The 12,425-nt window shown below is 62.3% G+C and carries 9 protein-coding genes and 1 tRNA gene; 5 read left to right on the top strand and 5 right to left on the bottom strand.

Translation table 11 applies throughout. The annotated features are described in order from the left end of the window. Window positions 1-13: 13 nt before the first annotated feature. Window positions 14-742, bottom strand: a complete 729-nt coding sequence (locus ACSQ16_RS08215) for a PAS domain-containing protein (protein WP_317405974.1) — start codon at window positions 740-742, stop codon at window positions 14-16. A gap of 233 nt (window positions 743-975) precedes the next feature. Between ACSQ16_RS08215 and ACSQ16_RS08210 the strand changes: the two genes are divergently transcribed. Next, window positions 976-2,469, top strand: coding sequence for an MHYT domain-containing protein (locus tag ACSQ16_RS08210; protein ID WP_435988792.1), 1,494 nt, complete (start codon window positions 976-978; stop codon window positions 2,467-2,469). 13 nt (window positions 2,470-2,482) lie between these two features. Here the strand turns inward: ACSQ16_RS08210 and ACSQ16_RS08205 are convergent. Together ACSQ16_RS08205 and ACSQ16_RS08200 are read right to left on the bottom strand one after the other, a co-directional pair. Next, window positions 2,483-2,569, bottom strand: a tRNA-Leu gene (locus tag ACSQ16_RS08205). A 63-nt stretch (window positions 2,570-2,632) separates the two neighbouring features. Further along, a complete protein-coding gene (locus tag ACSQ16_RS08200; RefSeq protein WP_243261003.1) occupies window positions 2,633-3,109 on the bottom strand; it encodes an Lrp/AsnC family transcriptional regulator in 477 nt (158 codons plus the stop codon). Between the two features lie 107 nt (window positions 3,110-3,216). On the opposite strand from ACSQ16_RS08200, the gene putA reads away from it, so the two are divergent. The 4 genes from putA to ACSQ16_RS08180 all read left to right on the top strand — a co-directional run bounded on the left by putA (window position 3,217) and on the right by ACSQ16_RS08180 (window position 9,015). Continuing rightward, a complete protein-coding gene (gene putA, locus ACSQ16_RS08195) occupies window positions 3,217-6,633 on the top strand; it encodes a bifunctional proline dehydrogenase/L-glutamate gamma-semialdehyde dehydrogenase PutA (protein WP_435988726.1) in 3,417 nt (1,138 codons plus the stop codon). 21 nt (window positions 6,634-6,654) lie between these two features. Continuing rightward, window positions 6,655-7,806, top strand: coding sequence for an amidohydrolase (locus ACSQ16_RS08190; RefSeq protein WP_243261005.1), 1,152 nt, complete (start codon window positions 6,655-6,657; stop codon window positions 7,804-7,806). A gap of 82 nt (window positions 7,807-7,888) precedes the next feature. Next, window positions 7,889-8,632 carry a rhomboid family intramembrane serine protease gene (locus tag ACSQ16_RS08185; protein ID WP_243261006.1) on the top strand — a complete coding sequence of 248 codons (744 nt, stop codon included), beginning with the start codon at window positions 7,889-7,891 and terminating at the stop codon, window positions 8,630-8,632. Next, window positions 8,629-9,015, top strand: coding sequence for a GFA family protein (locus ACSQ16_RS08180; protein WP_243261007.1), 387 nt, complete (start codon window positions 8,629-8,631; stop codon window positions 9,013-9,015). The genes ACSQ16_RS08185 and ACSQ16_RS08180 overlap by 4 nt, the downstream gene beginning before the upstream one ends. On the opposite strand, the gene ACSQ16_RS08175 is transcribed toward ACSQ16_RS08180, so the two are convergent. Next, window positions 9,012-10,103, bottom strand: coding sequence for a DUF2235 domain-containing protein (locus ACSQ16_RS08175; RefSeq protein ID WP_394805073.1), 1,092 nt, complete (start codon window positions 10,101-10,103; stop codon window positions 9,012-9,014). The genes ACSQ16_RS08180 and ACSQ16_RS08175 overlap by 4 nt on opposite strands. Further along, window positions 10,081-12,378 carry a xanthine dehydrogenase family protein molybdopterin-binding subunit gene (locus ACSQ16_RS08170; RefSeq protein WP_243261008.1) on the bottom strand — a complete coding sequence of 766 codons (2,298 nt, stop codon included), beginning with the start codon at window positions 12,376-12,378 and terminating at the stop codon, window positions 10,081-10,083. The genes ACSQ16_RS08175 and ACSQ16_RS08170 overlap by 23 nt, the downstream gene beginning before the upstream one ends. Between the last annotated feature and the right edge of the window lie 47 nt (window positions 12,379-12,425).

The following is a 12,425-nucleotide window of genomic DNA, read 5'->3' as shown; positions in this document are numbered from 1 at the left end:
AACCGTCGGCGTTTTACTGCGAAAGCGGCAGAGCGCGCTTGGGTTCTGCTTGATGCTCTATTCCTGCGGTTGGCCCCAGACAATGGACCGCAACCTCGGCTCCTAGAAACCGGATACCCCGAACCGCACCGTCCTGAGCCAACAGAGCAGTAAACGCGCCCGCGACGATCCGGGCTGTCTCCTCCCCCGGGTGCATCTCAAAACTCCCCTGCTGTTGCGCACCGTGCCAAATCTGCTGCACCAGGCTGCCAATCTCCGCCCCATCTCCCAGACGCGGCCCAAAGAGATCGGCGACATCTTGGCCGACCAAGCAATCCCCCAACCCATAGGTCACACCGCAAGCCTCTTGATTGGCGTGGCGGACACGCCCCGTCTGATCAAACTCAATTTCAATCTCTGCGCTACACGCCTTGACGAAAGAACTGATGCGGCCTTTATTACCTGCCGCAATCTGAGGCCGAAAGTGATCCTCTGCGCCCTGCTGCAATACGTTAATATTGTGAGGCGGGTCGTAAAAGTTCAGCCACAAGACACGTTGCTTAGCGTCATAAACAATTCCGTGAACGGGTATCGCATCCAGCGCCATCCATGTACCGGACAGCGCGCTGCTGTCTTGGCCAGATACCCAGCTAATCCGGTGCAAAACCCTTGGCCACTTCAACAGCAAAGAGAGCCAAGAAAACGCGCAACTATCTTGCACAAATTTGAAACTTTTCAACAAGTTACCGCTCACAATCACCATGCGTCACCCCCGCCACAACGCCGCATTATCATGCGATCACGCCCTGCGGACCGCTAGCCAGGAATGTCTAGCGGTAAGGTCTTACAGCCGGGTTAAAGCATGGGCACAGTGTAAACTTGCGAGGGCCATATTTTCGCCCTATTTCAGAAGCAGTTAACAAAGTGTTAACATACGATTGGATTAGAATGTTCCGGGTCGCCCACACTATTCATCATGATCATGACCTCGGACTTGTGATCTTGGCAGCACTGCTTTGCATATTTGGCAGTTGGGTTGTCTCACGCCTTTATAAACATGTGCTTGAACAGCCACGTCGGCAGGCATTGATCTGGTGTTACCTTACCGCGATGACCGCTGGGATCACGGTTTGGTGTACCCATTTCATTGCAATCCTCGCCTATCAACTTGATGCGCCGGCTACCTTTCACTTTTCGCTGACGTTCCTGTCGCTGATCATCGCCATCATCGGCTCAACCTTGGGTGTTCTCATCGCAGGTTTGGTTAAATCGCGCCGCGCGACGATCCTTGGCGGGGCGATCTTTGGGTTGGCCATCGCAGCCATGCACTATACTGGCATGGTTGCCTACCGGGTGCAGGGTACGATCCATTGGGACATCCAGTACTTGGTCGCTTCTGTGATAATTTCGGTCGTGTTGACAACGCTCGCACTGGGCGCCGCCCGGCGCGGAGGCAGGCGCAGTGTTCTGTCGATGGCAGGGCTATTGGCCTTGGCTATCATCCTGTTGCATTTCACCGGCATGGCCGCTTTTCAGGTAACCCCGCTTCCGGCTCTGCCTGACTATGCCAATCCAGTCGAATACCGTTTGATCGCGCTGATCATCGCGGGAACAGCCACCGTTATCGCCCTCGCCGCGTTCTTTAGCTATGTGGTTGAGAACCGCACCCGCAGCGAAAGCGTCGAAGAATTGCGCAAAGCCCGCGATGCCGCCGAAAGTGCAAGCCGCGCGAAGTCGGAATTCATGAGCGTGCTGAGCCATGAATTGCGCACCCCGCTGACCATCGTCATCGGATATGCCAGCTTTTTGTCCGAACTTAAAAATCACAACCTTGCCAAGCTTGCGCCCGAAGAAAAGCCTGCGCCCCCGCATTTTGAGAAGATGGGCGATCAAGCACAGCTTTATGGCCAGCGTATCAAATTTGCTGGCGGGCAGTTGTTGACCATTATCAACGACATCCTCGACTACACCAATATGGAACTCAACGAGCTTGCGCTAGACAAGACGCTCTTCGACACGCGCGCGCTTTTGGAAGAGGTGGTCGAAGAGCATCATGGATCGGCCCACGATAAAACCGCGACACTGCATATCGACACACCCGTGCTTAGCGTCACCGCCGACCGCCGCCGCAGCCTGCAACTCTTGGGTCATATCGTCGGGAACGCGCTAAAGTTCTCGAAAGCCCGCGACATCTATCTGCGGGTTCGGCTTCAATCGGGCGGGTTCTGCTTTGAGGTCGAAGACAACGGCGTGGGCATTGCAGCAGAAGACCTAGACCGCATTTTCGAAGCCTTCACCCAGATCGAAGACGCAGATGACCGCGCCGAAGGTGGCACGGGTTTGGGGCTGGCGATCTGCAAGAAACTGGCCCTTGCCCATGGCGGCGACATCACGGTCAAAAGCACGCTTGGCCAAGGGACGACCTTTTCCGTCTTCATCCCCGGTGCCACGCAAATGGCGGAGCCTGCAATGCTCGCTCAAGCGAGCTAAGTTTCGGCAAAAGTGGTGCGGGCGGTGGGACTCGAACCCACACGGGGCTACGCCCCAACAGATTTTAAGTCTGGTATGTCTACCATTCCATCACGCCCGCATCGCGGCGCACAATAAGCATCATGCGGGCGGTGTAAATGGGGGAATGTTCCTTCCCCCTTGCTTATGCTGTATCGGCCAGCATCGTTTCTTTCACCGCCTCCATCGCCACATAGGTCGAGGTGCTGGCCACATGCGGCAGGGTCGAAATAACCTCACCCAGAAACCGCCGATATTCCGACATGCTGCGCGTGCGTACTTTGATCAGGTAATCGAAATGGCTTGCAATCATATGCGCCTGCTCGATCTCGGGCACTTTGGCCACGGCAAGGTTGAAGGCCCGCAAGGCCGCCTCGCGCGTGTCGTTAAGGCGCACCTCCACGAAGGCCACGTGATCCAGCCCCAGCCGAATTGGGTCCAACAGGGCCCGGTATCCTAGGATCACGCCGCTATCCTCCAACCGTCTCAGCCGCGCTTGGGTCGGGGATTTCGAAAGGCCGATGCGCCGCGCAAGGTCGGTGATGCTGATGCGGCCATCCTCGGCTAGAACCGATAGAATCGCGCTGTCGAACCGGTCCAGATCGAAAAGTTCATTTGCCATGCGGACTCCTTAAACTTCAGATATATCGACCGCGAAATTGATTATCTTCGGTCGAAATTCCTGCCGATCATCCGGTATTCTGGGTCAAACATCAACTGGAGCTTGCCATGGCCCTCGATCACGCCCCCGCCCTTCGCCAAACCATCGACGCGCGCACCTACGCCGACCCGGATGCGCTGCTGACCGAGCTTAAGGCGCAGGCCGATCTTTCTGCCGAAGACCGCGCCCAGATCACCGCCAATGCAGCGGGCCTTGTTCGTGACATTCGCGGCACCTCGGCTCCCGGCATGATGGAAGTCTTCCTCGCCGAATACGGTCTCAGCACGGACGAAGGCGTGGCGCTGATGTGTCTGGCCGAGGCGCTACTGCGGGTGCCAGACGCCGATACGATTGATGCGCTGATCGAAGACAAGATCGCCCCCTCCGATTGGGGCCGCCACATGGGCCATTCGACCTCCAGCCTCGTGAACGCCTCCACATGGGCGCTGATGCTGACGGGTCGTGTCCTAGATGACGACCAGCCCGGCCCGGTGCGCCACCTGCGCGCGGCGATCAAGCGTCTGGGTGAGCCGGTGATCCGTACCGCCGTCAGCCGCGCCATGCGCGAGATGGGCCGCCAGTTCGTTCTGGGCGAAGACATTCAGGCGGCGATGAAACGCGCCAGGGGAATGGAGAAAAAGGGCTTCACCTATAGCTATGACATGCTGGGCGAAGCGGCCCGGACCGAGGCGGACGCCAAGCGCTATCACCTCAGCTATTCCCGTGCGATCTCGGCCATTGCCGATGCCTGCACCCATGACGACATCCGCAAGAACCCCGGCATTTCGGTGAAGCTTTCGGCCCTCCATCCGCGCTATGAACTAGCGCAGGAAGAAGCCGTGATGCGCGATCTGGTGCCGCGCCTGCGCGCACTGGCACTGCTGGCGAAATCGGCGGGCATGGGGCTCAATATCGACGCCGAAGAGGCCGACCGCCTCGCGCTATCGCTCGAAGTCATCGACACGGTGATGGGCGAGCCTGCGCTGGCAGGCTGGGACGGGTTTGGCGTGGTGGTGCAGGCCTATGGCCCGCGCGCGGGCGTGGTGCTCGACACGCTTTATGACATGGCGACGCGCCACGACCGCCGCATCATGGTGCGTCTGGTGAAAGGTGCCTATTGGGACACCGAGATCAAGCGCGCACAGGTCGAGGGCATTGATGGCTTCCCGGTCTTCACCCGCAAGGCCGCGACCGATGTGAGCTATATCGCCAACGCCCGCAAACTGCTGAACATGACCGATCGCATCTATCCGCAGTTCGCCACGCACAATGCGCATACCGTCGCCACCGTGCTGCATATGGCCGACGATCCCGAGGCCTATGAGTTCCAACGCCTTCACGGCATGGGCGAGACTCTGCATGACATTGTGATGGAGAAACACGGCACCCGCTGCCGCATCTACGCCCCCGTCGGCGCGCACCGCGATCTGCTGGCCTATCTGGTGCGGCGTTTGCTTGAGAATGGCGCGAACTCCAGTTTCGTGAACCAGATCGTCGATGAAAATGTGCCGCCAGAAGTCGTGGCAGCCGATCCCTTTGACCAGTTGCAAGACAGCGCCCCGACGATCCCGCGCGGGCCGGAGGTGTTCTTGCCGCAGCGCGCCAATGCCAAGGGCTTTGATCTGGCTCATAGCCCGACCCTTGCCGCCATTGAAGAGGCTCGCGCCCTCTTTGCGGATGCCACATGGACCGCCGCGCCGGTCCTTGCGGGCGACGTCAACCCCGAGGCCGAAGAGACCGTCAGCAACCCGACCGGCGGCACATCGCCGGGCACGGTGCAACCTGCCTCCGAGGCCGATGTCGCCACGGCGCTCGACAATGCAGCCGCTTGGGACGCGCCGCTGGACACCCGCCGCGCCACCCTGCTCCGCGCAGCCGATATGTTGGAGGAACGCTACGGCGAGATCTTCGCCATCCTCGCCCGCGAAGCTGGCAAGGGCCTGCCCGACTGCGTGGCCGAGCTGCGCGAAGCCGTCGATTTCCTGCGCTACTACGCGGGCCAAGCGACCAACACGCCGCCCGCAGGCATCTTCACCTGCATCTCTCCGTGGAACTTCCCGCTGGCGATCTTCTGCGGGCAGGTCACAGCGGCGCTGGCGGCTGGCAATGCCGTGCTTGCCAAACCGGCCGAGCAGACCCCGTTAATCGCCAAACTCGCTGTCGAAGTGCTGCATGAAGCGGGGGTGCCGCGCTCTGCCCTGCAACTGCTGCCGGGTGGCGGCAAGGTGGGCGCGGCGCTGACCGGCGATGCCCGCATCAACGGCGTGGCCTTCACCGGGTCCACCGCCACCGCCCTGCACATCCGCGCCAACATGGCCGAACATTGCGCCCCCGGCACCCCGCTGATCGCCGAGACCGGTGGCCTTAACGCCATGATCGTCGACAGCACCGCCCTGCCCGAACAGGCGGTGCAGGCCATCGTCGAAAGCGCCTTTCAATCGGCAGGGCAACGCTGCTCTGCCGTGCGCTGCCTCTATGTGCAGGAAGACATCGCCGAAGACCTGATCCGCATGCTCACGGGCGCCATGCAGGCGCTGAACATGGGCGATCCGTGGCATCTGTCGACCGATGTCGGCCCCGTTATCGACGACACCGCGCGCAAAGGGATCGTCGAGCATATCGAAGCCGCCCGCGCCGAAGGCCGTGTCATTGCGGACCTCAAAGCGCCCGAAGGTGGCACCTTCGTCGGGCCCGCGATCCTGCGGGTGGGCAGCATCAGCGAGATGAAACGCGAGATTTTCGGCCCCGTGCTGCATGTGGCGACTTTCAAAAGCCATGAACTCGACGCCGTGATCGACGCGATCAATGCCACGGGCTACGGCCTGACCTTCGGGCTGCACACTCGGATCGACGACCGAGTGCAGCATGTTTCGGAACGGATCGAGGCGGGCAACATCTACGTCAACCGCAACCAGATCGGTGCGATCGTAGGCAGCCAACCCTTTGGAGGCGAAGGGCTTTCGGGCACCGGGCCAAAGGCAGGCGGGCCGAACTACCTGCCGCGTTTCTCGGCACCTGACCATCAGGACGCGAGCGGCACATGGGAGAGCGCAGAGGCCAAGCTCCCCACCCTGCCCGCGCTGCATCCGACCGTTCTGGAAACCCAGTCGATGCCCGGGCCGACCGGCGAGAGCAACCGCCTGTCGACCCTGCCGCGCCCCGCGCTTTTGTGCATGGGACCGGGGGCAGAAACGGCTGCCGCGCAGGCCAAGGCCGTGCGCGCGCTCGGTGGTGTGGCGGTCACGGCCTCTGGCCGGATCAACCCCGATGCGCTGACCACCGGCCCAGCCTATGGCGGCGTGCTCTGGTGGGGTGATGACACCACCGCACGACAGATCGACCAAGCACTTGCGGCCCGGGACGGCGCAATCACCCCACTGCTGCGCGGCCTGCCCGACACCGCGCGTGTTAGGGCCGAGCGTCACGTCTGTGTTGACACCACTGCCTCCGGCGGCAATGCACAGCTCTTGGGTATGATGGCCTAAGACAGAAATCGGAGGAGCGCCATGCTGACGAACAGCGACATTGAAGACCTGACGCAGTTTCGCAGGGCGCTCCACCAATATCCCGAGGTCTCGGGCGAAGAGATTGAGACCGCCCGGACCATCGCGGCGGAATTAGAGAAACTCAGCCCCACCCGCATCCTGACGGGTTTGGGCGGGCATGGCGTCGCTGCCGTTTTCGAGAGCGGCACGCCCGGGCCCACGGTCCTCTTCCGCGCTGAGCTCGACGCCCTGCCGATCCCCGAAGAGCACGACATTCCGTGGGTCTCGAAAGTGCCGGGCAAAAGCCATGTCTGCGGGCACGATGGCCATATGACCATGCTGCTGGCGCTTGGGCGATTGGTCGCGCGGCAACCCGTGGCACACGGCCGCGTCGTGCTGATGTTCCAACCCGCCGAAGAAGACGGCAGCGGTGCACGCGCCGTGGTGAACGACCCGGCCTATGCCGAGATTGCCGCCGATTATGCCTTTGCCATCCATGTCGAACCGGGCCGCCCTTTCGGCCATGTCGACACGGCCCCCACCCTGATCAACTGCGCCTCCAAGGGCATCGCCGTGACCCTCCGCGGCAAGACCGCCCATGCCGCCAGCCCCGAGGACGGCAGATCGCCTGCGCCTGCGCTGGCCGAGTTGATCCCCGCGCTGCAGGCGCTCGGCCCGGGTGGGGCGCTTGATGACAATTTTCGCCTCGTTACCCTCACCCACCTGCGCATGGGCGAGCCAACCTTTGGCGTGGCCCCGGGCGAAGCGGTGCTCTACGCCACCCTGCGCAGCACCCGCGACGACGCCCTCGCCGAGATCGAAGAGGCCCTGCGCGCCGAAGTCGCCCGCGCCGCCGAGACCCACGGGCTGACAGCGGAATTCGCGGAATCCGACCATTTCGCCGCCTCCATCAATGACCCCGAAGCCTATGCCATTGCCGCCGCAGCGATGGACGCACTTGGCGTGTCGCACGGGCAGAGAAACTTGCCGATGCGCGCCTCCGAAGATTTCGGCCTGTTCGGACGCGACGCCAAGGCGGCGATGCTCTGCCTCGGGCCGGGGGAAAATTACGCCGCGCTGCACAATCCCGATTACGATTTTCCCGATGATCTGATCCCCATCGGCGCGGGTATTTTCGAACAGATCGCGCGGGATCTGCTCGGCACCGCTTGACAGATGCACCGGCGGGCGCAGCTAACTGCGCTAATCCCTCCGCCGCTTGACGCGGTGCAAGACTTGGCAAAGGCTGGCCCGCATGTTCCCGATCCGCGACCATAACCCCTCGGGCCGCACGCCCTATGTCACCTATGCGCTGATGGCGCTGAACATCGGGGTGTTCCTGTCTTCCCTTTCTCTGATGGCGGACGAACGCGCCTTGGGGGAGTTCTATTACGCCTACGCCCTGTTGCCCGCGCGGTTGACCCACGGGGAGGGGTATTTCGGCCTCATTACCTCGCAATTCTTGCATGGTGGCTGGATGCATCTGGCTGGTAACATGCTGTTTCTGTGGATCTTCGGCGATAATGTCGAAGATGAGATGGGCCATGGGCGCTACCTGCTGTTCTACCTTGCCTGCGGCATCGCGGCGGGGCTGGGCCAAGTCGTGACAGAGCCGCTCTCGTGGGTGCCTATGGTCGGGGCCTCGGGCGCGATTGCGGGGGTCATGGGGGGCTATCTGCTGCTATTCCCCCGTGCCAAGGTCGACATTCTGGTAATCTTTATCGTGTTTTTCCGCATCTTCGCGATCCCGGCTTGGATCATGCTGGGCCTGTGGTTCGGCATGCAGTTCATCGGCGGGATCGGGGCCACGTCGGGCACCGGCGGTGTGGCTTATTGGGCCCATGCAGGCGGGTTTATCGCGGGGCTGGTTCTGACCCTGCCGCTTTGGCTGCGCCGGGGCGGTTTTGCCTTTTGGCGACAGACCGACGGCCATCCGCCCCATGCCGCCGCCGACTATGATCTAGCCGAAAGCCGCATTCCGAAAGTGAGACGCAAATGACCGAAACCTCAGAAACCCGCCGCGCCTCTTGTCACTGTGGGGCTGTGGTGATCGAAGCGCTGTTTCCGCGCGGTCTAGCCTCGGCCTCGCGCTGCACCTGTACGTTCTGTCGCCGACGCGCGGCGGCCACGGTGACTGCACTGGCCGAGACGGTGACCGTGCTGGAAGGCGCTGAAAACCTTACGCTTTACACATGGGGCACCCATACGGCGCAGCATTACTTCTGCAAGACCTGCGGCATCTATACCCACCACCGCCGCCGCTCGAACCCGGATGAATGCGGCGTGAACCTCGGTGCGATCGAAGGGGTGTTGCCATGGGAGATGGAACCGCTGCCCTATAGCGACGGCATCAATCACCCTTCGGACCGCAAGAGCGACTAGAGGCTGGAAATCACCCCCTGCATCCGCGCCAGAAGCCCCGGCTGTGGCTCGGCGTGGGCACGGCGCTGATCCACGCTTTCGTGCAGCCGCTCTGACGGATCCGCGCCCACAACGCGACGGCGGCGGGTCACCAGCATCTTGCCATAGCCGCGCCAGCGCCCGATGGAGGGCGCAGCGGGGTCTTGATCAAAACGTGTGGTCCAGCCTTCGGGGAGCGGCAGACCGCTGTCTTCCATTCGCGACAACAGCCAGACAAGCGGGATATTTGCCAAGGGGCGCGACGCCTCATCACCGCCCAACTGCCCACCGACATCGCCGTGGGTGCCGGGAAACCAGACCTGCTCCAGCCGCCCGGCATAGCCCTCTGGCGTGGTCCACAGCACCGGGGCATAGGCGACACGGGTCTCGTTCAGCGCCAGCGCCTGAAAGCCGTTCTTCACATTGCGGCTTAGATCGTGGTTGTGGAACATGTGCAGCGGCTGCGAGAACCGCCAGAACAGTGGCGCGTTCAGACCCAACGACTTGACCGTATCCCAAACACCGATCGCCTCGATCTCAACCTCGAGGTGGCAGTTGGCCCGCGCAAAAAGTTCGCCCGCCTTACTTAGATGTTGCGCCTCGTAGTGGCGGTAGACATCGCGGATATTACGCTCTGTCGCGACCTCGGCACGCAGAAGGCCCACCCGGTCGATCACCCCGGCGAGCGAGCGCACGGCATAGCCGCCACGCGAATAACCCATCAGGAAAATCCGGTCCCCGGGTCGGTAGCGCGAGGCGAGATAGCCATAGGCGCGGCGGATCTGTCGGTTGATCCCGCGCCCCATGATCACATCGCGGGCGCTGCGCCAATCACGCCATTGCAGACCGGGTTCATAATAGATCGACAGAGCACTGCCCATATCGCGGCACAAGCCATAGGCAATGCCCGCGTTAGTCTCCCGTCCCAGTTCGAGCGAGGACATGGTCCCGTCAAGGATGATGACATGGGTCACCGCCCCCCGGCGCGGGCCGAAATCGCTTTCAGGCCGTCGCCAGAACCGTCCAAAGAGCCGTTGGAACAGGGTTTTACTCGGCTGCGATTGCGGCACCTTGCAGCATCTCCCAAACCCGATGCGGGGTGAAAGGCATATCCGCCTGCCGCACACCGCGTTCCCAAAGCGCATCCTGCACCGCGTTCGACACCGCCGCGAGCGCCCCCACAGTCCCAGCCTCGCCACAGCCCTTCATGCCCATGGCATTGGCGGTCGAGGGCACAGGCTCAGACGTGAATGAAATCATCGGCAGATCAGCGGCGCGGGGCATGGCGTAATCCATGAAAGTGGCCGTCAGAAGCTGCCCATCTTCGTCATAGACAACCCGTTCCTGCACCGCTTGGCCGATGCCTTGGGCGACCCCGCCGTGCACCTGCCCCTCGGCCAGCATCGGGTTGATCAGATTGCCGAAATCATCGACTACCGTATAGCGGTCGAGGGTCACCACTCCGGTTTCAGGGTCGATCACCACCTCGGCCACATGCGCCCCGTTGGGATAGCTGCGCCCCGGCAGGCTGGCGCGTTCGTGGTGAGACAACAGATCATCGCGGCCCTTGGCGCGGGCCATCTCGGCCACCTCGAGCATCGTGGGCGTGACGTTCGACCCTTCGGCGCGGAAACGTTCATCGTCGAAGGTGATATCGCCCGCGTCCAGGCCCAATTCTTCGGCCAAAAACGCTGTGAACACCTCGGTTATCTTCGCCACGGTGGCCAAGGTCGCCGTGTTCTGCGTGGTGACCGAACGTGAGCCGCCGGTGCCACCGCCCTTTTTAATCAGGTCGCTATCCCCCTGCACAACGCTGATCCGCTCCGCCGGGATGCCGGTCTGATCCGACAGGAACTGCGCATAGACAGTCTCATGCCCCTGACCGTTGCTTTGGGTGCCGACATAGATCGTCACGCTGCCATTCTCCTCAAAGACCACTTTGGCCCCTTCGGAAGGATCGCCCAGAATGCTTTCGATATAGTAACACAAGCCCTGCCCCCGCAGCAGGCCGCGATTGGCGTCGGCGGTACGGCGGGCCGCAAACCCCTCACGGTCGGCCTCCTCTCCCGCCCGGGTCAGAAGGCGCGCGAAATCGCCCACGTCGTAAAGCTCTCCGGTGGCGGTGGTATAGGGAAACTGATCCGGCTTGATGAAGTTGATCCGCCGCAATTCCCACGGATCGACGCCCAACTCTCGGGCCGCGCGGTCCATCAACCGCTCCAGCACATAGATCGCCTCGGGCCGCCCGGCGCCGCGATAGGCATCGACCTGCACGGTGTTGGTGTAATAGCCCTCCACATGCAGATAGGTGTCTTGCACGTCATAGACGCCCATCAAAACCTTAGAGAACAGCGTCGACTGAATCGGCTGGCCGAACTGGCTGTTATAGGCCCCGAGGTTGCAGCGCGTGTCGACACGGTAGGCGGTGATCTTGTGGTTTTCGTCAAAGGCGAATTCGGCCCAAGACACCAGATCGCGCCCGCCGTTGTCGGTGAGCATGGCTTCGGTGCGCTCTGACATCCAACGCACCGGGCGGCCCAGCGCCCGCGCAGCTTGAGCGATGCAGAAGTACTCTGGGTAGGTCATCGCCTTCATGCCGAAACCACCCCCGACATCGGGGTTGGTCACGCGCACGGCGTCCTCGGAAAGACCGAATGCCTCGGTTAGAAAGCCCTTATGCGCCCAGACGCCCTGCCCGTTCAGCGCCACATGCAAACGGTCCTCGGCCCATTCCGCATAGCAGCCGCGCGGTTCCATCGAATTGACGATGATGCGGTTGTCGCCCACCTCTAGCCTCACGCGCCGCGCAGCCTTGGCAAATGCCGCCTCGACCTTAGTCTCATCCCCCATGCCCCAGTCGAAGGCGCGGTTGTCGGGCGCTTCGGCGTGCAGGGTCTCGCCGCCGGGCGTCAGGTCCATTTTGGCGGGCAGATCATCAGCGTCGAAAAGGATCAGTTCAGCCGCGTCACGCGCCTGTTGCAAGGTGTCGGCCACGATCAGGGCGACCGGCTCTCCCACATAGCGCACCCGGTCTTTCGCCAACATCGGGCGCAGCGGTGCCGCCCCCTTGCTGCCATCGCGGTTGTCGACCACCGTATGCGGCAGGGCGATGTTCATCCCCGCCGCTTCCAGATCGGCACAGGTCAGCACCAGATGCACGCCCTCCGCGTCGCGGGCATCGCTCACGTCCAATTCAGTGATCACCCCATGCGCCACCGGCGCGCGGAAGAAGACACCGTGCAGTGCCCCCTGGGGGGCGATGTCATCGACATAGCGGCCATCGCCGGTCAGGAAACGGTGGTCTTCCACCCGTTTGACCGGCTGGCTTTTCCCGAACTTTTCCATCTGACGCTGCCCCTGCTGCTCTGCCTATTCGAGCGCAACAGTAGCGG

Source organism: Sulfitobacter sp. SH24 (assembly GCF_965641895.1).
Lineage (GTDB): Bacteria > Pseudomonadota > Alphaproteobacteria > Rhodobacterales > Rhodobacteraceae > Sulfitobacter > Sulfitobacter dubius.
Note: the sequence above shows the minus strand (reverse complement) of the source record. Positions and strands in the feature narration are given on the sequence as shown.

Coding starts and splice junctions, on each gene's coding strand:
- ACSQ16_RS08180 (WP_243261007.1), top strand. CDS start 8,629: ATGACCGAAACCTCAGAAACCCGCCGCGCCTCTTGTCACTGTGGGGCT.
- ACSQ16_RS08200 (WP_243261003.1), bottom strand. CDS start 3,109: ATGGCAAATGAACTTTTCGATCTGGACCGGTTCGACAGCGCGATTCTA.
- ACSQ16_RS08190 (WP_243261005.1), top strand. CDS start 6,655: ATGCTGACGAACAGCGACATTGAAGACCTGACGCAGTTTCGCAGGGCG.
- ACSQ16_RS08215 (WP_317405974.1), bottom strand. CDS start 742: ATGGTGATTGTGAGCGGTAACTTGTTGAAAAGTTTCAAATTTGTGCAA.
- ACSQ16_RS08170 (WP_243261008.1), bottom strand. CDS start 12,378: ATGGAAAAGTTCGGGAAAAGCCAGCCGGTCAAACGGGTGGAAGACCAC.
- putA (WP_435988726.1), top strand. CDS start 3,217: ATGGCCCTCGATCACGCCCCCGCCCTTCGCCAAACCATCGACGCGCGC.
- ACSQ16_RS08185 (WP_243261006.1), top strand. CDS start 7,889: ATGTTCCCGATCCGCGACCATAACCCCTCGGGCCGCACGCCCTATGTC.